This window comes from Mycolicibacterium madagascariense, from assembly GCF_010729665.1.
GTDB lineage: Bacteria > Actinomycetota > Actinomycetes > Mycobacteriales > Mycobacteriaceae > Mycobacterium > Mycobacterium madagascariense.
The window spans coordinates 3,087,362-3,105,904 of record NZ_AP022610.1 but is presented as its reverse complement, the minus strand read 5'-3'; the positions used below and the strand labels follow the sequence as shown (position 1 = coordinate 3,105,904).

Sequence of the window (18,543 nt, the reverse complement as noted above, 5' to 3'; positions counted from 1 at the left end):
TGGACTAGGGGCCGGTCGGGTCCTGGTCGAGGTCGTCCCACAGCGCCATCAGCTTCTCCAGGATCTCCTGCGCGTAGCCGAGGCCGGCGAGGTGGCTCTCCCCGGGCAACGGGTACAGCTCGGCGTCGGGAAGCAGCGCGACGACGTGCTCGCCGTGCGCGAACGGGATGATGTGGTCCTTGTCGCCGTGCCACCACCGCACCGGGACCTTGACCTCGTCGAGCCGGAAGCCCCAATCCCTGGCGAAGACGACGACGTCGGCGAACGGCGCGGACATCTGCTTGCGGCTGCCGTTGAGCAGGTCGTCGAGGAACATGGCCTTGAATTCCGGACGGGCCAGCAGGCGCCGGTCCCCGATCGGCGACACCCGCCCGTACATGTCGACGGCCCGTTCGCCGAGCGGTTTGACGAGCCGGATCAGCCCGACCGCCGCCAACCGCAGCGGCCAGCCGATGATCGGCATGAAGGGCGCGACGAAGGAGCCGAGGGACATCAGTCCTCCGCCGATGCCCTCGGGACCGATCGTCGGGGCGACGCCACCGAGCACGCCCGCCACGACGACGCGGTCCGGCATGGCCGCCGCGCAGGCGAGCGCATAGGGGCCGCCACCGGAGAGCCCGATGACCGCCATCTGACCGACGCCCAGGACGTCGGCGATCGTGCCGAGGTCCTCGGCGAACGCCAGCACGTTCGGGTACTGGAACGGCGTCGACGAGCCGATGCCCGGACGGTCGACCCCGATCAGCCGGATGTGGTGGCGCTCGGCGTACTGGCGGGCCTCGACCGGGATCTGGCGCCGGGCGCCCGGGGTGCCGTGCAGCCAGAAGACGGCCCGGCCCTGCGGGTCGCCGAACTCGGCGAAGCCGATCTGACGGTCCTCCCCGACGGCGATGTTGCCCTCCAGGCGGGGACGTGCGATGGGCATGACCATGACGTGAGTGTGCCATGCGGGTTTCGCGCATAAGTCGCGGTTGCCCGCGAGACCTGCGCCCGGCGCGTCAGCCGACCCAGCCGACGGGACGCCGCTGCGACCACGGCGTGGCCGTCTCGAGCTGGGCGGCCAGCTGCAGCAGGATGCCCTCGTCCTGGGCCATCAGTTGCACGCCGATCGGCAGCCCCGTCGCGGTGACGCCCAGCGGCAGCGAGATCGCCGCCCAGCCGGTGACGTTGGCCATCGTCGTCCACCCCGTCGTGGCGAACTCCACGTCGAAGAACGCGCGGGTGGTGCCGCGCGGCTGGTTCAGCGATCCGTAGGGCGGCGGGGGAGTCAGCAGCGTCGGCACCAGCAGCACGTCGTGGCCGGACATGCCTGCGGCGAAGCGGCGGGTCTGGGCGTGCACCGCGCCGATCGCCTCGGCGTACGCCACGCCGGTCGTCTCGAATCCCTCGCGCATCATCACCCAGCTGCTGGGTTCGAAGTCGTCCTCCTCGGGCTCGCGGCCGAGGACCGATCTGCCGAAGGCATGCAGCTGGGCATTGCTGACGGTATGCAGGACGGCGATGGCGTCGGCGACGACATCCGGGTCGAAAGTCGGTGCGCCCGAATCGATTCGGTGGCCGAGCCCGTCGAGGGTGTGGGCCACCGCGTCGACCGCGGCGACCACCTCGGGGTGCGTGGGCGGACCCGGGAACGGTGACTGCGTCGTGGTCAGGATCCGGGTCGCCGCGGGCGGCTCGGCGATCGCGGCGAGGAACGGCGTCGGTGGCGCAGGCACGGCGTAAGGGTCACCGACGGCCGAGCCGGCGATGACGTCGAGCAGGGCGGCGCTGTCGCGCACGGTGCGCGTCAGCGCATGACCGTTGACGAGACCCTCCATGCCCTGGCCGCCGTCGGGTGCGAACGAGCTGCGCCCGCGCCGCGGCTTGAGGCCCACCAACCCGCAGCAGGCGGCGGGCACGCGGATCGAACCGGTGCCGTCACCCCCGGACGCCGCGGGCACCACCCCGGCCGCCACCGCCGCGGCAGAACCGCCGCTCGAGCCGCCGGGCGTCACGTCCGGCGCCCACGGGTTGACCGTCGGTCCGAACAGGAACGGCTCGGTGGTGCAGTGATTGCCCCACTCGGGGGTGTTGGTCTTGCCGAACACCACCAGCCCCGCATCCAGATACTGCTGCACCACCCAGGACGTCTCGGGGGCGACGTAGTCGCGCAGCGCGCGCGAACCCATGGCCTCGGGGGTCCCGGCGAGCGACGCGCCGAGGTCCTTCAGCAGGAACGGGACCCCGGCCAGGGGACCCGCGTCGCCGGCGCGAAGAGCGCCGGATTGGTCGAGCGCGGCGGCCTGCTCGCGCCCGCGGTCGAGCAGATCGGTGATGACCGCGTTCAACGGGCGGGCCGCCTCGAGCCGGATGATCGCCGCCTCGAGCAGGTCGACGGCGCTCAGTTCACCCGACGCGGCGAGCGCGGCCTGACCGAGGGCGTCGACGGAGGCGAGTTCGCGTGCCTGGGAAGTGTCCATTGGCTCGGATCTTGGAGGGTGGCCCGACGTTCGGCAAGTCGGCCGGGCCTCAGGTGGCGTCGTCGGCCGTCTCGGCGCGCCGGTTCGCCACCCGGGTCGTGTAGAGGCTGGCCACCGTCGTGACGACCAGCACGAGGACGATCACGCCGAGGCTCAGCAGCGTCGGGATCTCCGGCACGGGCACGTGCTGGCCGCCGTTGATGAACGGCACCTCGTTCTGGTGCAGGGCGTGCAGCACCAGCTTCACGCCGATGAACGCCAGGATGAACGCCAGCCCCTTGGACAGGTAGACCAGCCGCTTGAGCAGGTCGCCGAGCAGGAAGTAGAGCTGGCGCAGCCCCATCAGCGCGAAGACGTTCGCCGTGAACACCAGGTACGGCTCCTGGGTCAGCCCGTAGATCGCCGGGATCGAGTCGAGCGCGAAGAGCAGGTCGGTCGTGCCCAACGCGACGATGACGAGGAACATCGGCGTCATCGCCCTGGCGCCGTTCTCCGCGATCCAAAGCTTGAGGCCGTCCCACCTGTCGGTCAGCGTGAGGTGGTTGCGGGCGAATTTCACGACGGCGTTCTCGGCGTCGTCGTCGTGGTCGTTGTCACGCGCCAACGTGATCGCGGTGTAGACGAGGAACGCGCCGAAGACGTAGAACACCCAGGAGAACTGCTCGATCGCCACCGCGCCGAGCGCAATGAAGACGCCGCGGAAGATCAGCGCGAGGATGATGCCAACCAGCAACGCCTCCTGCTGATACTTCTTCGGCACGTTGAAGCTCGCCATGATGATCAGGAAGATGAACAGGTTGTCGATCGACAGGCTGTACTCGGTCAGCCAGCCGGCGAAGAACTCGACGCCGTACTGGCTGCCGTGCGAGAACCACACCCAGACGCCGAACGCCACGGCCAGGCCGACGTAGACCGACAGGGCGATCGCGCACTCGCGGATCGACGGTTCGTGGGGTCGGCGCGCGATGACGACGATGTCGAACAGGAGAACGGCGATCGTCACGGCGAGGGTGACGATCCATTCGAGTTGGGTGACCTGCATGGGGGGACTGCCTCCGGACGTCGAGAAACGGCCGAGGTCTCTGCCACCGCACTGATGCGGTCCACGGCACCGGCTGCTCAACTGTGGGCAACGTGATGACGACGCCGTGGCGTAAGGAATACTCCCCTCGCCCACCAGTGTGTCAGACGAACGTTCGGGCGGGGAAGTCGGCATCGCCGGTTAGGCTCCGACCGTGCGCCTGGATCTGCTCAGCCCCAGCATCGAGATCGGCCTGGTGACCACCAACCTCGAGGCGATGGTCGAGTTCTACGAGGGCTTCCTCGGGCTCGAGCACCAGGGTGACATCGCCTTCGCCGACGGCTCGCAACGCCGGTACGCCCTGGGGTCCGCCGTCCTCAAGCTGGTCACCTACGACACCCCACCCGCCTTGGGTCCGACGCCCGGTGGCGGCCGGGCGCAGGCGGGGTTGCGCTACGTCACCATCGGCGTGCAGAACCTGCGCGAGGTCGCGGCCGACGTCGAAGCCGCGGGCTACGCCGTGGTCGAGCCGCCCACCGAGTTCGCGCCGGTGCCCGGGATGGGCTGGATGTTCATCGCCGATCCCGACGGCAATGCGATCGAGCTGTTCGGCACGCTCTGACCGGGCACGTGGTCTTGGGTAGGTGGGTCTTGGGTACGTGGTCTCGGGGAGGATGATCGCGGGCGCAGGCGTCATCATTCGATGACGCATCCGTGGCCGATACGCCCTCCGGAGGCAACCCTCGACGGAACCTCGACCGCACCGCGACCACACCGCAGGTGAGCCCCTAGGCCGGCACCACGACGACCAGCGCGTTGCCCGAGCGCTCGACCCGCATGCCCGCCCGCCGGGCCAGCGCGGCCACCGCGGCGGCGTCCGACGGCTCGGACCGGCTGCTCGCCAGCACCCTGGCCAGCCTGCCCTTGTGGGCCTTGTTGAAGTGGCTGACCACCGCGCGCGTGCCGTCGGGCCGCTCGGCCACGACGTCGACGTCGACCGCGCCGGGCAGCCGGCCCAGCGCGGCGTAGGACCCGGACCTGAGGTCGACGACCAGCTCGTCGGCCGCCAGGCGGGCGAGCACCGGTTCGAGGACGGGACGCCAGCGCGCCGCCATCGTCGGGCGGCCCGGCAGCTTCGAGCCCGCCGACAGCCGGTAGGCCGGGATGGCGTCGTCGGCGCGCAGCAGCCCGAACAGCGCCGAGCCGACCGCCAGCCGTGACCGTGCGCGGGCGGCCGCCGCCCCGGACAGCGAGCCGACGTCGAGCGCGTCGTACAGCACGCCGGTGTAGCGGTCGATCGCCGCCATGGTGGGTGACGACGTCAGGGCGGCGTTGCGGTCGATCTCGCCGTCCTGTGCGGCGGAGATGCCGAGTGCGCGCCGGGCCGCGGGCCGGTCGGCGGCCAGCGCCACCAGCTCGTCGAGCAGCGCCGCGCGCACGTCCCCGAGCTCGGGGAAGGACAGGGCGGACGGCGCCAGCGGAGGCCCGTCGCCACCGTCGCGCTTGGTCTCCGACGGCGGCAGCAGCACGATCACGGCGACGAGGTTAGCCGTAGGCCAGCAGCAGGGGGACGTGCTGCTCGGCGGTGGTCAGCGAGCCGTGGTGGCCGAGCAGGCCCGACTCGAGCGGTTCGGCCGTGCGCCGGACCATGACGGCGCGGTCCCGGCCTGCGGCGACCACGTCACCGATGCGCTCCCGCACGCCGTCGGCGACGGTAGGGCCGAACCATCCCGCCGCGATGGCCTCGTCGCGCGGGACCACCCACGCCCGGTCGCCGAGGGTCTCCCGCCAGGCGGCGAGGACGGCGTCGAGGGCGCCGTCGTCGACGTAGACGTGGCGGGCCCGCGCCTCGCCGCCGAGGGCCGCCACGCCGTCGAGGAGCGTCGCGTCGGCGTCGAGGTCCACCCGGTCGGCGTCGGTCACGCCCACCATGCCGTGGTCGGCGACGACGGCGAGCAGGGCGCCCGGGGGCAGGTCCTCGAGCACCGAGGCGACCAACCGGTCGACCTGGCGCAGCTGCAGTCGCCACGGCAGCGACCCCGGCCCGTGCAGGTGACCGATCAGGTCGAGGTCGCCGTGATAGCCGTAGCAGAACCCGCGGTCGGCGATCACCTGGCGGACGCCTGCGGCGAGGTCGCCGAGGCCGTGCACCCCGATGTAGCGGGCGCCCCGCAGCACCGCGCGGGTCAGGCCGGAACCGGCGAACTGCGCGGAGGACACCACGCTCACCGCGAACCCTGCCCCGGCCGCGCGCTCGAAGACCGTCGGGCGGGGCTGGACGTTCTCGGGGGCCACCGCGTCGCGCAGATCCTCACCCCGCGGATGGGGCCGCCACTGCAGGGCATTGATCACGCCGGTGCCCGGCAGCCGGAAGGTGTACCCGACCATGCCGTGTGCGCCGCTCGCGACGCCGGTGCCGATGGCGGCCAATCCGGCGGCGGTCGTCGCGGGGAAGCCGACGCCGAGCGTGCGCCCGCGGAGCTCGGCCAGCACGGGCGCATCGTGACGAAAGGCGTCGAGCAGCTCGGCGCCGAGCCCGTCGACGAGCAGCACGCAGGCACCGGACAGGCCGTCGCGCAACGGGATTCGAGGCTCGAAGCCGGGCACGCCCATGGCGGCCAGCACCGAGGGCGTGACGTCGGCGAGGTGGGGGACGTCGGGGTCGGGACGCGGGAGCTCCACGTCTGCAGAGCCTGCCACAGCGCGGGCAGCCGGCTAGCGGGTCACCCGGCGACGATCGAGGTGCCCTGCACGGCAATCGGTTTCGCGGCCAGCGGCGCCTTGGCCGGGCCCTTGACGACGCTGCCGTCGAGGTCGAACTCGCTGTCGTGGCAGGGGCAGATGATCTTGCCGTCGGTGACGGCGTTGACGTTGCACCCGCGGTGCGGGCAGACCGGTGAGAAACCCTTGAACACCCCGGCCGTCGGCTGGGTGATCACGGTGTCCGCCACGATCACGCCCGACCCGACGGGCACGTCGGAGGTCTTGGTGAGCACGGAACCGGACGGGGAGGCAGTGGAGGCCGGGGCCGACGTCGAGCTCGCGGACGGCGTCTGTGCGGAGCTTCCGCAGCCGGCCGCGGTGACGGCGACCGCGCCGATTCCCGCTCCGACGATGACGGTTCTGCGGGGCGGACGGGTGACTTCGGGCATGGGAATCCTCGCGGTCGGGGGCCGGCTGCCGAACGTACGGGGACACGTCACATCCAGCAACTGCACAGCGTTGCGGACCCGTGCGCGCTCCGGCGGCGCTGTTACCCTGCCATGAGCCGGTGCCTGGTCGCTGACCGCACGGCCGGCGGACGCAACGGCGCGGTATCCGCGCGAAGAGAATGGCCCCCGTTACGGAAAGAGTGTCGTGCGCAGCGGAGAGATCAAGGCCCTGTCCGGGCTGCGCATCGTCGCCGCACTCTGGGTGGTCCTGTTCCACTTCCGTCCGCTGCTGCAGATGGCGTCCCCGCCGCTGTACGACTCGTTCAAGCCGATCCTGGACTGCGGCGCACAGGGCGTCGACCTGTTCTTCATCCTCAGCGGGTTCGTGCTGACGTGGAACTACCTGGACCGGATGGGCAATGCCTTCTCGGTCAGGGCCACACTGCACTTCCTGTGGCTGCGGCTGGCCAGGGTGTGGCCGCTGTACGTCGTGACGATGCATCTGGCGGCGCTGTGGATCGTGTTCACCCTCAACGTCGGCGACTTCCCCTCGCCCCAGGCCGATTCGCTGACGGCGATCAACTACCTCCGCCAGCTGGCCATGGTGCAGCTGTGGTTCCAGCCGTTCTTCGACTTCTCCAGCTGGGACGGGCCTGCCTGGTCGATCAGCGCCGAGTGGCTGGCGTACCTGCTGTTCGGGCTGCTGGTGCTGGTGGTGTTCCGGATCGAGCGGGCGACCAGGGCGCGGGGACTGCTCCTGCTGGCGTTCGCTGCGACCCTGCCCCCGCTGCTGCTGCTGGTCGGCTCCGGCGGACAGTTCTACACGCCGTGGAGTTGGCTGCCGCGCATCGTGCTGCAGTTCACCGCGGGCGCGCTGGCCTGTGCGGCCGTACGCAAGCTGCGGCCCACCGACCGCGCCCGTCGCGGCGCCGGGTACGCCTCGATCGCGCTGATCGCCGTCACCGTGGGCGCCCTGTACTGGTTCGACGGGCACCCGGTGCCCACCATCCGCGACGACTTCGGCCTCGTCGACGTTTTCTTCATGCCGGTGGTCGTGACCCTCGCGATCGGTATCGGCACCCTGCCCGCGCTGTTGTCCACCCGGTTGCTGGTCTACGGCGGGCAGGTGTCGTTCGGGCTGTACATGGTCCACGAGCTGGTGCACACCGCGTGGCTGTGGATCATGGCGCAGTACCGCATCGAGATGGTGCCGAGCATCTCGGCCAAGCTGATCTTCGCCGGCCTGATCCTGGTGTCGATCGTGTTGGCAATACTGATGTTTCACTTCGTCGAGGAGCCCGCCAGGATGTGGATGCGCCGCATGGTCGGTGAACGCAAGCCGCCCGTCGACCTGGACCACACCACGCCGCACGAGTCCGGCCAGGGCGCCCGACCCGACGGAACGCCGACCCCGCTGCACGCGCCGGTGGGGGCGCGGCCCGAAAGCCTTCGCGTGCGAGCCGGTTGATGAGCCGGCTCTGCACCTTCGTCCTCTCGGTCGCCCTGTTCCTCGGCCTTGTGCTGCAGGTACCGCAGGCCCGGGTCCCGTCCTATGACACCGCGAGCGCGCCCGCCGTCCGCGTCGCCGTGGTCGGGGACTCCTACACCAACGGCACCGCCATCGGCGGCCAAGGCCCCAACGCCTGGCCCGTCCGAGCCTGGAAGACGCTGAACCGCCAGGGCCTCAACGTCGTCGCCGACGTCGCGGCCGAGGGACGGGCCGGCTACGGCGTGCGGGGCGACCAGGGCAACCTGTTCGGGGACTTGACGGCGCGGGCGGTGAAGCCCGACGACGTGTTGGTCGTGTTCTACGGTTCGCGCAACGACCAGGGCGTCGACCCCGTCACGCTGGGCGGTGAGATCGGCGGCGCGCTGGCGCTGGCCCACGCCATCGCCCCCGACGCGAAGCTCCTGGTGATCGGGCCGCCGTGGCCCACCGCCAACGTGCCGCCCAGCATCTACTCGATCCGCGACGTGCTGTCGGCGCAGGCGCTGCTGGCGGGCGCCACGTTCTTCGACCCGATCGCCGCGGGCTGGTTCGTCGACCGGCCCGACCTCATCGGCCGCGACGGGGTGCACCCCACCAACGCCGGACACGTCTACATGGCCGACAAGATCGCCCCGCTGATCGGCGCTCAGCTGCCCCGCCGGGTCTGACGCTGCGGCGCTACTTGGTGCCGAAGATGCGGTCTCCGGCGTCGCCGAGCCCGGGCAGGATGTAGCCGTGCTCGTCGAGCTGGCGGTCGACGGCGGCGGTGTAGATGGGCACGTCGGGATGCGCCTCCCGCATGGCGGCCACCCCCTCCGGGCACGTGAGCAGGCAGACGAACTTGATCGACTTGGGCCCGCACTCCTTGAGCCGGTCCACCGCCGCGACGGCGGAATTGCCGGTCGCCAGCATGGGGTCGACGATCACGACGTCGCGCTCGTGCAGATCGCCGGGCATCTTGAAGTAGTACTCGACGGCGACGAGGGTCTTGGGGTCGCGGTACAGACCGATGTGGCCGACCCGCGCGCTCGGCACCACGTCGAGCATGCCGTCGAGGATGCCGGTGCCCGCCCGCAGGATCGAGACGAACACCAGCTTCTTGCCGTCGATCATGCGGCCGGTCATGGTCTCCAGTGGCGTCTCGATCTCGACGTCGTGCAGCGGCACGTCGCGCAACACCTCATAGGCCACCAACGCGGCGATCTCGTTGACCAGTTGGCGAAAGGTCTTGGTGGAGGACTCCTTTCGCCGCAGCAGGGTCATCTTGTGCGCCACCAGGGGGTGGTCGATCAGATGGAGCGTGTCGGTCTGACTCATGCGCATCCTCTCAGAAGACGGTGCCGTCGCTGACGATGACGAACGGCGGCAGGCCGTCCCGAAGACGTTGCGCCAGAACGCGACCCGCGGCCCAGGTGCCACCTTCGAGCACGCACGCCAGCGGCAGCCGCGCGGCGTCGACCCCCAGTGCCGCGCGGACGCGCGGTGCCAGTTCGTCGAGCAGCGCCACGGTCAGCGCGCGCCACTCGACGACCAGCTCGTCGTGCACCGCCCAGGGCTGCCTGACCCATCCGGGGTCGCGCATCCGCAGCACACCGGTGTCCAGGAGCAGGCCGCCGTTGCGGTATTCGGGGAGCGCGGTGAGGGCGTCGAGGTCCGTCACGCGGACGCCACCCCAGGCGAACGGTTCGAGCAGGGAGTAGGTCAGCCACTGCGACAGCTTGTGGAAGGGCATCCAGCCGTGCGAGGCGCCCCGACCCGGCACCGCGGGGTGGGGCCAGCAGTCACCGAGCCTGTGGTCGCCGATCACGTTGTCCGCCAACCAGATTCCCGACAGCGATCCCAGCAGTTCGGAGAGGATGTCGTGCGCGGTGACCGTCGCCGGGCCTTCGGCGGGAAGCAGACGGTCGAACAGTCCGCCGGGCCGTCCCAGCGGCCCGAACGTCTCGGGCTGAGCGGCCAGCGCGGCGCCGAGCCGGTGCAGCAGGCGGACCCGGCCCTCGATGCCGACCAGGGGATTGTCCGGCCCCGCCTGGAACGCGCCGGCGAGATCCTCGGCGGTGACGGCCGCCAGACCCGCGGCGTCGACGCGTAGGGGAGCGCCCCGGTCGCCAGAGAAGACGCCGTCCATGAATGCGTTGAACGACGCCACGCCGAGGCCCTCGGAGCGGGTGAACCGCTGTCCGCTGGCGGCCTCGTCGTAGGCCCAGTCGGGTCCGGCGCCGGCGTCGAGCAGCACGCTGACCACGGTGAGGTCGATCATCGCGCGGGCCCGTGCCGCCGCGTCGAGGGTGGCCAGCCGGGCGTCCAACTCCGCCTTGCGGTCGACGCCGCCGGCCTCGAAGTGGCGCCAGCGGCTGTGGAACGGGATGTCGAGGGCGGGGTAGCGCGAGCGCGTGACGTCGACGACCTCGGCGACCGCGACGGGCAGCGACGCGTCGTCGACCTCGAACCAGGTCGAGTGCCCCGCGCGGGCCCGATCCAAGAGGTGGACCGCGCGCTCGCGGATGGCGCCGGTGGTCCGCAGCAGTGCGACCGCGCCGTCAGCCGGGTCGGGGTGCGGCTGCGGGGAGGTGCGCAGGCTCATCCGCCCAACCCGCGGCCCTTCGTCCGTTTCAGGTCGTCGGCATCCGGAACGGGGCCGGGGGTGAAGTATCCGGCGGCCATCTTGGCGTCGATCTCGACGCGGGCGTCCGCGGGCACCAGCTCTTCGGGGATGTTGACCCGTTCGCCGACCTCGATGCCCGAGCCGGTGATGGCGTCGTACTTCATGTTGCTCATCGACACCAGCCGGTGGATCTTGCGAACGCCGAGCCAGTGCAGCACGTCGGGCATCAACTCTTGAAAGCGCATGTCCTGAACGCCCGCAACGCATTCCGTGCGGGCGAAGTACTGGTCGGCGGTGTCGCCGCCGACCTGACGCTTGCGCGCGTTGTACACCAGGAACTTCGTCACCTCGCCGAGGGCGCGACCCTCCTTGCGCGAGTAGGCGACCAGCCCCACGCCGCCGCGCTGCGCGCCGAGGATGCATTCCTCGATGGCGTGCGTGAGATACGGCCTGCACGTACAGATGTCGGAACCGAACACGTCGGAGCCGTTGCACTCGTCGTGCACGCGGGCGGTCAGCTCGACCGACGGGTCGGCGAGGTCACGGGCGTCGCCGAACACGTAGACGGTCTGACCGCCGATCGGGGGGAGGAACACCTCGAGATCGGAGCGCGTGACGAGTTCGGGGTACATGCCACCGGTCTCCTCGAACAGCACCCGGCGCAGATCGGTTTCGCTGCAACCGAATCGCTGCGCGACGCCGGGTAGGTACCAGACCGGTTCGATGGCGGCCTTGGTGACCAGTGCGGCACCGGTGGGCAGCAGCACCCGGCCGTCGGGGACGAGCCGCCCGGTGCGCACGGCGTCGACGACCTCGGGCAGGATCACGTGCGCCTTGGTGACGGCGATCGTCGGGCGCATGTCGTGGCCCGCGGCGAGCTCGTCGGCGAACACCTCGGCGACCATCGCACCCCAGGGATCGAGGCTGACGATCGTGCCCGGTTCGCTCCACTGCGGGTAGGGCCCGATGACGTCCGTCGGCGCGGTGTCGGTGAGGTCGGCCTTGTGCTCCCGCGACAGCGCACCCGCCGCGACGGCGAGTGCCCGGTACACGCCGTAGGACCCGCTGTGCGTGCCGATCACGTTGCGGTGGGCCCGCTTCGTGGTGGTGCCGATCACCGGTCCGCGTTCGGTGGCCGTCGAGGCGCCCCAACGGATCTGCAGCGCGCCGACGCCGCCGGCGTGCGACGTCAGTCGAATGTGACCGGCGCCCGCCTTGGACGCCGCGGGCACGGGCGCTGCCACGGGTTCGCTACTGGTTTCAGCAACCATCATGCTCCTCGTTCGTCGAGCGCCGACCCCCAGAAGGCGCCAGCTTAGCGACTCGGTCTGAACACCGCCCTGCGACGACGTGTCCGCCAGCGGCTACGCCGTGCCGGGCGGAGCCGGGGTCCGGCGGTGCACCGACACCGCGTAGTCGCCGCCCGCGTAGGGGTCGCGTTCCCACGTCGCCCACCGGTGCGCGAGCTGCAACCCGGCCGCGGCGGCCAGCCGGTCGTAGTCCGCGAGCGTCAGCCGGCCCGGTCGCAGCGAGAAGCCCGCCACCAGGAGCCCGGTGGGGGACAGCCGCCCGGCCAGGCGGGCCAGCACGTCGCCCTCGGTGCCGGGGGCGAGGAAGATCATCACGTTGCCGGCCAGCAGGACGACGTCGAAGACCTCCTCGACGTGCGTGCCGACGTCCGCCAGGTCGGCGAGCACCCAGGTGACGGCGGTGTCCTTCGCCATGGCGACGTCGAGCATCGCGGCGTCGGCGTCGATGCCCACGACCGAATGCCCGCGACGGGCCAGTTCGATGGCGACCCGGCCGGTGCCACAACCGGCGTCCAGGACGTGCCGGCCATCGCGTCGGCCGAGCAGTTCCGCCACGAGGTCGGCCTCGCCGTGCACGCTCGCACCGGAGGCGGCGAGTGTCGCCCAGCGGGCGTCGTAGTCCGTGCCGCGCGGCACGTCGGCGTCCTGCCATCGAGTAGCCATCGACACCATCATCGCAAGACGGGAACACCCCGCGAACCGGGTGGTTCGCGGGGTGCTTCCCTCGGGCTGCAGAGGTGGCTAGAACTTCTCGAGGTCGAAGCGGTCGTTGTTCATGACCTTGACCCACGCCGCGACGAAGTCCTCCACGAACTTCTCCTTGGAGTCGTCCTGGGCGTAGACCTCGGACAGTGCCCGCAGCACGGAGTGCGAGCCGAACACCAGGTCGTTGGCCGTGGCCGTCCACTTGATCTCGCCGGTGGCCCGGTCGCGGCCCTCGTAGACGTTCTCACCGGTCGTCGCCGACCTCCACTCCGTGCCCATGTCGAGCAGGTTCACGAAGAAGTCGTTGGTGAGCACGCCCGGCGTCTCGGTGAACACGCCGTGCTTGGTGCCGCCGTGGTTGACGTTCAGCGCCCGCAGGCCACCGATCACCGCGGTCAGCTCCGGTGCCGTCAGATCCAGGAAGTAGGCCCGCTCGAGCAGCATCTGCTCCAGCGGCGCCTTCTCACCGGGTCGCACGTAGTTGCGGAATCCGTCGGCGCGGGGTTCGAGGACCGCGAAGGACTCGACGTCGGTCTCGGCCTGCGTCGCATCGGTGCGTCCCGGCGCGAAGTGCACCGAGATGTCGAAACCGCCGTCCTTGGCGGCCTTCTCGACCGCCGCGGACCCGGCCAGCACGATGAGGTCGGCCAGCGAGACCTTCTTGGTGCCCGCCGCGTTGAACTCCTGCTGGATGCCTTCGAGCACCGGCAGCACCCGGTTCAACTCGGACGGCTCGTTGACCTCCCAGTGACGCTGCGGTTCCAGCGCCAACCGGGCGCCGTTCGCGCCACCGCGCTTGTCGGTGCTGCGGAAGCTCGCCGCGGCCGACCACGCCGTCTTGACCAACTGCGGGACGGACAGCCCGGAGTCGAGCACCTTGCCCTTCAGCGACGCGATGTCGTCCTCGTCGATCAGCTCGTGGTCGACGGCGGGCACCGGGTCCTGCCAGATCTGCGGCTCGGGAACCCACGGACCGAGGTAGCGGGAGACCGGGCCCATGTCGCGGTGCAGCAGCTTGTACCAGGCCCTGGCGAACGCGTCGTTCATCTCCTCGGGGTGGTCGAGCCACCGCCGGGTGATGCGCCCGTAGATCGGGTCGACGCGCATCGACACGTCGGTCACCAGCATCGTCGGCTTGCGGGGCGGTCCGCCGAACGGGTCGGGGATGGTCGCCTCGGCGTCCTTGGCCTCGAACTGCCACGCGCCGGCGGGGCTCTTGGTCAGCTCCCACTCGTTGCCGTAGAGCAGTTCCAGGTAGCCGTTGCTCCACTGCGTCGGCGTCTGGGTCCACACCACCTCCAGACCGCTGGTGATGGTGTCGCCGGCATTGCCGGAGCCGAAGGGGCACTTCCAGCCCAGGCCCTGCTGCTCGATGGGGGCGCCCTCGGGCTCGGGACCGACCGCGTCGGCGCTCGCGCCGTGGGTCTTGCCGAGGGTGTGGCCACCGACGATCAGCGCGGCGGTCTCCTCGTCGTTCATCGCCATCCGGCCGAACGTCTCACGGATGTCGTGCGCGGCGGCCAGCGGGTCCGGCTTGCCTTCGGGCCCTTCGGGATTGACGTAGATCAGACCCATCGTGGTGGCGCCGAACGGTTCGGCCAGGGTGCGGTCGCTGTCGTTGGTGCCGCCATAGCGCTTGTCGGTGCCCATCCAGGTGTCCTCTTCGCCGAAGAGGATCTCCTCGGGCTCCCAGATGTCCTCGCGGCCGAAGCCGAAGCCGAACGTCTTGAACCCGGCGGACTCGAGTGCGCAGTTGCCGGCGAAGACCAGGAGGTCGGCCCACGAGATCTTGCTGCCGTACTTCTGCTTGATCGGCCATAGCAGCCGGCGCGCCTTGTCCAGGTTCGCGTTGTCGGGCCAGCTGTTGAGCGGGGCGAACCGCTGGCTGCCCTGTCCGCCGCCGCCGCGGCCGTCGAAGATGCGGTAGGTGCCCGCGGCGTGCCAGCTCATCCGGATGAACAGGCCGGCGTAGCTGCCGTAGTCGGCGGGCCACCAGTCCTGCGACGACGTCATGAGCGCGACGACGTCGTTGCGCAGCGCCTCCACGTCGAGCTTGGCGAATTCCTTGGCGTAGTCGAAGTCCTCACCGAACGGGTTGGCCTTCGAGGACTGCCGGTGCAGCTTGGAGACGTCGATCTGCTCGGGCCACCAGTCCTGGTTCTTCAGCGGACCGTGCGCCTTGGGCTTGGGCGACTCGATCGCCGGATTCTCGCTCTCGCTCTTGCTGGCGGTCGGCTCCTCCGGGTACGGGGGGCGGCTGTGGGAGGTATCAGATGACACAACATTCCTTTCGAGAGAGGTGAAACGGGCTGTGACACAACGGGTTCAGGAACTTCGTGCGGTGGAGCCGCCGGCGGCGCACTGGGCACACACGCCCCAGTAGATGACTTCGGCCTCGTCGATGGTGAAGCCTTGCAGCAGCCCGTCGGCGTCGGAGGGGGTCAGACAGGGTGCCTCGCCGACGGCGCAGTCGACGTCGTCGATGACGCCACACGACCGGCAGACCACGTGGTGGTGATTGTCGCCGACCCGGGACTCGTAGCGGGCGACCGAGCCGGACGGCTGGATCCGGCGCACCAACCCGACGGCGGTCAGGGCCGCCAGGACGTCGTAGACCGTCTGGCGGGAGACCTCGGGTAGCTCTTCGCGCACCGACTCGAAGATGGTCTCGGTGTCGGAGTGCGGGTGCTCTGAGACGGACTCGAGCACCGCGACCCGCGGACGCGTCACGCGGAGGTCAGCCAGGCGCAGCTGCTCCGGGTAATTCGACTGCTGGGCCACGTGAACCACTATGCCGCCCTTTTCTGGAATCAGTCAAGAGTTGGTGCGCACCCGGCGTGTTCGACGCGGCGATGCCGGGGCTAGCTTGGGAGCCGATGAAGGCTCTCATCGATTTCGACGCCGCGCCGGTCTTCGGCATCCCCACGCGCGACGGGTCGGGCGTGCGGGAGGGCATGCTGCTCGAGGGCCCGCAGAGCTGGGGGGAGTTCAGCCCGCCCCACGACGCCGACGACGCGGTCGCCGTGCGGTGGCTGACCGCCGCGATGGAGGGCGGCACCGTGGGCTGGCCGGACCCGCGACGGGGTCGCATCCCCATCGCGGTCACCGTCGCCGCCGTGGACCCCGTCGCGGCCCACCGCATCGTCGTCGACTCGGGGTGCCGCACCGCCGCCGTGGAGGTCGGCCTGCGTCCCGACACGCTATCCGCGGACGTCGACCGCGTGGCAGCGGTCCGCGACGCGCTCGGTCCCGACGGTCGCATGCGTTGTCGCGCAACCGAACTCGTAGATTCCTCGGCGGCGCGCTCGATCGCGGCGCTGACCCGGGCCGCGGGCGCGCTCGAGTTCGTCGAGCTGGACTGCCCCACCGCCGCCGACGTCGCCGCCCTGCGCGCCGCGGTGGACGTTCCGATCGCCGGGGACGTGCGGTGGGCCCAGATGGTCGACGTCGTCGTGCTGCGGAGCGGGCCGCTGGGGGGCGTGCGGCGCGCGCTGCGGTTGGCCGAGCTCGGCGAGCGTCCGTGCGTGGTGTCCTCGGCGCGGGAGACCAGCGTCGGCGCCGCTGCCGACCTCGCGTTGGCCGGAGCGCTGCCCGAGCTGCCGTTCGCCTGTGCGCTGGGCACCGCGACGTTGACCGGCGACGTGGTGTCCCCGCAACGCGCCCTGGTGCCCGTGGACGGCTATCTGCCGGTCGCACCGATGTCCGCCGCGCCCGATCCTCTGCTGCTGCAGCGCTACGCCCTCGCCGACGAACGGGTCGACTGGTGGCGCCGGCGGCTGCGGTCGGCGTACTCGGCCGCCTGAGCCGGCGTCACAGGTGGTTGTCGACGATCCACTGGGCGGCCTTCTTCACCAGTCCGGACTGCGGGTAGCTCACGTGGGAGTTGAAGTTCTGGCCCAGCGAGCAGATCGGGTCGGCGGTGTTGCACATGTCCGCGGTCTTGGGCCCGTAGAGGGGACTGAGCGTGGTGAGCGGTTGCCCAAGGCGCGCTGAGGGATTGCCGAAGACGGCCACGGCGCTGATGTGGTCGGCCATCGCAGGAGGCAGCGGGTCGCTGAACCCGAGACCGGCGATCGGCGAGGTGGTGACGACGTCGACGACCGCGGCGCCCTGCGAGTAGCCGCCGAGCACGATCTTGGTCTTGGGGCAGTCCTTCGCGGTCGCCTGGATGTGGGCGCTGGCGTCGTTGGCGCCGTTGGCGACGGCCAGGAAGTCGTACGACGCCGGGTACTGCACGGCGTAGGAGCGGATCGACTTGCCCTTGTCCAACGCCTTCAAGGAGTCGACCAGCGCCTGGCCGACGGCGCCGATACCGGGCGGCTCGTCGGTGCCGCGCGCGAACACCACCTCGATGTCGGGGCAGTCGGCCGCGACGGCGACCGGCGCGGCCACGAGGGGGAGCGCCGCGACGACGAGGACCGCCAGCGTGCCGATCAGCGCACGCGCGATCCGCTGAACCCTCGCGGTGACGTGCACGTCTGCTCCTCGTTCGAAGACTGGTGATCGATGGTCCCCACTCGGTACCCAATTATCACTTCCGTCACTCGGGTAACAGGGGGTGCGCGGACCAGGGTTGCCAGATCGTTAGCTTTGGCAGGACGTAAGTCATCAGCTGTTGACACGGTGGGTGGGGTGGCCTAGCGTGACAAGTCATCAGCCGCTGACTTGGTCCCGACACGCGCTTCGACGGGGAGGCCGTGAACCCACCGGCCGCGGGTGTCGTATCCCTATCAGGAGGTGCCATGAGTGTGATCGCCGCTGTACGAGGAGAACTCCCACCCAACCGCTACACGCAGGCGGAGGTGACGGAGGCGCTGTTGTCCATCCCGGGCTACGCGCAATACGCCGAGCCCATCAGAAAGCTGCATCGCAGCGCCAAGGTCGACTCCCGGCACATGGTGCTGTCGCTGGAGCAGTACGCCGAACTCGACGACTTCGGCCGGGCCAACGACGTCTTCATCGAGCACGCCGTCGAGCTGGGCTGCGCAGCCGTGCTGGGGGCGCTCGAGGACGCGGGTCTTCGACCGAGCGACGTCGACGTCATCTACTCCACGACGGTGACCGGCTTGGCGGTGCCTACGCTCGAGGCCCGCATCGCCGCCCGCATCGGTCTTCGTCCCGACGTCCGCCGGGTGCCGATGTTCGGCCTCGGCTGCGTCGCGGGCGCGGCCGGGGTGGCGCGACTCAACGACTACCTGCGCGGTGCGCCCGACGACGTCGCGGTGCTGGTGGCCGTCGAGCTGTGCTCCCTGGTGCCCAAGCGCAATCCGTCGATGGCGACCGTCGTGGGCAGCAGCCTGTTCGGCGACGGTGCGGCCGCCGTCGTCGCCGTCGGCGATCGCCGCGCACAGGCGATCGGCGCGTCGGGTCCCGACGTGCTCGACTCCCGCAGCCACCTGTACCCGGACTCGCAGCGCACCATGGGATGGGACATCGACGGCAGCGGGTTCCGGCTGGTGCTCTCACCCGACGTCCCCAAGGTGGTCGAGCAGTACCTCGGCGACGACGTGACGAACTTCCTTGCCGCCCATGGCTCTTCGATCGCGGAGGTCGGGACCTGGGTCAGCCATCCCGGCGGTCCGAAGGTGATCGAGGCGATCACCGCGACGCTGGGCCTGTCCGACGACGCGCTCGAGCTGACCTGGCGGTCGCTGGCCGAGGTCGGCAACCTGTCGTCGGCCTCGGTGCTGCACGTGCTGCGCGACACCATCGCCAAGCGACCGGAACCGGGCACGTCGGGGTTGATGATGGCGATGGGCCCGGGCTTCTGCTCCGAGCTCGTGCTGCTGCGGTGGCGGTGAC

18 protein-coding genes are annotated in these 18,543 nt (G+C 70.7%); 5 read left to right on the top strand and 13 right to left on the bottom strand.

From position 1 onward, the window contains the following. Positions 1 to 4 precede the first annotated feature (4 nt). The 3 genes from G6N60_RS14545 to G6N60_RS14535 form a co-directional block, all read right to left on the bottom strand. Positions 5 to 931, bottom strand: coding sequence for an alpha/beta fold hydrolase (locus G6N60_RS14545; RefSeq protein WP_163738371.1), 927 nt, complete (start codon positions 929 to 931; stop codon positions 5 to 7). A gap of 67 nt (positions 932 to 998) precedes the next feature. Further along, entirely contained in the window at positions 999 to 2,459 is a 1,461-nt protein-coding gene (locus G6N60_RS14540) for an amidase (RefSeq protein ID WP_163738368.1), read from the bottom strand. A gap of 49 nt (positions 2,460 to 2,508) precedes the next feature. Then, positions 2,509 to 3,501 carry a TerC family protein gene (locus G6N60_RS14535; RefSeq protein ID WP_163738365.1) on the bottom strand — a complete coding sequence of 331 codons (993 nt, stop codon included), beginning with the start codon at positions 3,499 to 3,501 and terminating at the stop codon, positions 2,509 to 2,511. Positions 3,502 to 3,694: 193 nt separating this feature from the next. On the opposite strand from G6N60_RS14535, the gene G6N60_RS14530 reads away from it, so the two are divergent. Continuing rightward, positions 3,695 to 4,102 (top strand): VOC family protein, encoded by a 408-nt coding sequence (locus tag G6N60_RS14530; RefSeq protein WP_163738363.1) that lies wholly within the window; start codon positions 3,695 to 3,697, stop codon positions 4,100 to 4,102. A 166-nt stretch (positions 4,103 to 4,268) separates the two neighbouring features. Here the strand turns inward: G6N60_RS14530 and yaaA are convergent, their stop codons facing one another. Genes yaaA through G6N60_RS14515 form a run of 3 tightly spaced genes read right to left on the bottom strand, consistent with a single transcriptional unit; the run spans position 4,269 to position 6,632 of the window. Further along, positions 4,269 to 5,015, bottom strand: coding sequence for a peroxide stress protein YaaA (gene yaaA, locus G6N60_RS14525; RefSeq protein ID WP_163738361.1), 747 nt, complete (start codon positions 5,013 to 5,015; stop codon positions 4,269 to 4,271). Between the two features lie 10 nt (positions 5,016 to 5,025). Next, the gene (locus tag G6N60_RS14520; protein WP_163738358.1) at positions 5,026 to 6,162 is read right to left on the bottom strand and encodes an alkaline phosphatase family protein; all 1,137 of its coding nucleotides are present in this window, start codon (positions 6,160 to 6,162) and stop codon (positions 5,026 to 5,028) included. A 41-nt stretch (positions 6,163 to 6,203) separates the two neighbouring features. Next, positions 6,204 to 6,632 (bottom strand): Rieske (2Fe-2S) protein, encoded by a 429-nt coding sequence (locus G6N60_RS14515; RefSeq protein ID WP_163738355.1) that lies wholly within the window; start codon positions 6,630 to 6,632, stop codon positions 6,204 to 6,206. Positions 6,633 to 6,837: 205 nt separating this feature from the next. Between G6N60_RS14515 and G6N60_RS14510 the strand changes: the two genes are divergently transcribed. Together G6N60_RS14510 and G6N60_RS14505 are read left to right on the top strand one after the other, a co-directional pair. Beyond that, positions 6,838 to 8,100: an acyltransferase family protein gene (locus tag G6N60_RS14510; protein ID WP_163738351.1), complete on the top strand. Its 1,263-nt coding sequence runs from the start codon at positions 6,838 to 6,840 to the stop codon at positions 8,098 to 8,100. Beyond that, positions 8,100 to 8,789, top strand: a complete 690-nt coding sequence (locus G6N60_RS14505; protein WP_163738347.1) for an Rv0518 family GDSL lipase — start codon at positions 8,100 to 8,102, stop codon at positions 8,787 to 8,789. Before G6N60_RS14510 ends, G6N60_RS14505 begins: the two co-directional genes overlap by 1 nt. A 10-nt stretch (positions 8,790 to 8,799) precedes the next feature. Here the strand turns inward: G6N60_RS14505 and upp are convergent, their stop codons facing one another. The 6 genes from upp to G6N60_RS14475 all read right to left on the bottom strand — a co-directional run bounded on the left by upp (position 8,800) and on the right by G6N60_RS14475 (position 15,522). Then, positions 8,800 to 9,438 carry a uracil phosphoribosyltransferase gene (gene upp / locus G6N60_RS14500; RefSeq protein ID WP_163738344.1) on the bottom strand — a complete coding sequence of 213 codons (639 nt, stop codon included), beginning with the start codon at positions 9,436 to 9,438 and terminating at the stop codon, positions 8,800 to 8,802. 10 nt (positions 9,439 to 9,448) lie between these two features. Continuing rightward, positions 9,449 to 10,705: a URC4/urg3 family protein gene (locus G6N60_RS14495; protein WP_163738340.1), complete on the bottom strand. Its 1,257-nt coding sequence runs from the start codon at positions 10,703 to 10,705 to the stop codon at positions 9,449 to 9,451. Then, positions 10,702 to 12,000, bottom strand: a complete 1,299-nt coding sequence (locus G6N60_RS14490; RefSeq protein ID WP_372510933.1) for a GTP cyclohydrolase II — start codon at positions 11,998 to 12,000, stop codon at positions 10,702 to 10,704. Before G6N60_RS14490 ends, G6N60_RS14495 begins: the two co-directional genes overlap by 4 nt. Before the next feature lie 90 nt (positions 12,001 to 12,090). Further along, positions 12,091 to 12,699, bottom strand: a complete 609-nt coding sequence (locus G6N60_RS14485) for a class I SAM-dependent methyltransferase (protein WP_163738337.1) — start codon at positions 12,697 to 12,699, stop codon at positions 12,091 to 12,093. 78 nt (positions 12,700 to 12,777) lie between these two features. Continuing rightward, positions 12,778 to 15,021, bottom strand: a complete 2,244-nt coding sequence (gene katG / locus G6N60_RS14480; RefSeq protein ID WP_163738334.1) for a catalase/peroxidase HPI — start codon at positions 15,019 to 15,021, stop codon at positions 12,778 to 12,780. A gap of 45 nt (positions 15,022 to 15,066) precedes the next feature. Further along, complete coding sequence (locus G6N60_RS14475; RefSeq protein WP_163738331.1) at positions 15,067 to 15,522, bottom strand: Fur family transcriptional regulator; 456 nt, start codon at positions 15,520 to 15,522, stop codon at positions 15,067 to 15,069. A 95-nt stretch (positions 15,523 to 15,617) separates the two neighbouring features. Here G6N60_RS14475 and G6N60_RS14470 point away from each other — a divergent pair, with 95 nt between their 5' ends. Next, complete coding sequence (locus tag G6N60_RS14470; protein WP_163738328.1) at positions 15,618 to 16,544, top strand: enolase C-terminal domain-like protein; 927 nt, start codon at positions 15,618 to 15,620, stop codon at positions 16,542 to 16,544. 7 nt (positions 16,545 to 16,551) lie between these two features. Here the strand turns inward: G6N60_RS14470 and G6N60_RS14465 are convergent, their stop codons facing one another. Beyond that, positions 16,552 to 17,217: a cutinase family protein gene (locus tag G6N60_RS14465; protein ID WP_372510932.1), complete on the bottom strand. Its 666-nt coding sequence runs from the start codon at positions 17,215 to 17,217 to the stop codon at positions 16,552 to 16,554. 266 nt (positions 17,218 to 17,483) lie between these two features. Here G6N60_RS14465 and G6N60_RS14460 point away from each other — a divergent pair, with 266 nt between their 5' ends. Continuing rightward, positions 17,484 to 18,542 (top strand): type III polyketide synthase, encoded by a 1,059-nt coding sequence (locus tag G6N60_RS14460; RefSeq protein ID WP_163738325.1) that lies wholly within the window; start codon positions 17,484 to 17,486, stop codon positions 18,540 to 18,542. The last annotated feature ends 1 nt before the right edge of the window (position 18,543 follow it).

What these genes read in the sequence shown, in the direction of transcription:
- G6N60_RS14545 (WP_163738371.1), bottom strand. Translation starts at nt 931, where the DNA reads ATGGTCATGCCCATCGCACGTCCCCGCCTGGAGGGCAACATCGCCGTC.
- G6N60_RS14540 (WP_163738368.1), bottom strand. Translation starts at nt 2,459, where the DNA reads ATGGACACTTCCCAGGCACGCGAACTCGCCTCCGTCGACGCCCTCGGT.
- G6N60_RS14535 (WP_163738365.1), bottom strand. Translation starts at nt 3,501, where the DNA reads ATGCAGGTCACCCAACTCGAATGGATCGTCACCCTCGCCGTGACGATC.
- G6N60_RS14515 (WP_163738355.1), bottom strand. Translation starts at nt 6,632, where the DNA reads ATGCCCGAAGTCACCCGTCCGCCCCGCAGAACCGTCATCGTCGGAGCG.
- G6N60_RS14505 (WP_163738347.1), top strand. Translation starts at nt 8,100, where the DNA reads ATGAGCCGGCTCTGCACCTTCGTCCTCTCGGTCGCCCTGTTCCTCGGC.
- upp (WP_163738344.1), bottom strand. Translation starts at nt 9,438, where the DNA reads ATGAGTCAGACCGACACGCTCCATCTGATCGACCACCCCCTGGTGGCG.
- G6N60_RS14495 (WP_163738340.1), bottom strand. Translation starts at nt 10,705, where the DNA reads ATGAGCCTGCGCACCTCCCCGCAGCCGCACCCCGACCCGGCTGACGGC.
- G6N60_RS14490 (WP_372510933.1), bottom strand. Translation starts at nt 12,000, where the DNA reads ATGATGGTTGCTGAAACCAGTAGCGAACCCGTGGCAGCGCCCGTGCCC.
- G6N60_RS14485 (WP_163738337.1), bottom strand. Translation starts at nt 12,699, where the DNA reads ATGGCTACTCGATGGCAGGACGCCGACGTGCCGCGCGGCACGGACTAC.
- G6N60_RS14470 (WP_163738328.1), top strand. Translation starts at nt 15,618, where the DNA reads ATGAAGGCTCTCATCGATTTCGACGCCGCGCCGGTCTTCGGCATCCCC.
- G6N60_RS14460 (WP_163738325.1), top strand. Translation starts at nt 17,484, where the DNA reads ATGAGTGTGATCGCCGCTGTACGAGGAGAACTCCCACCCAACCGCTAC.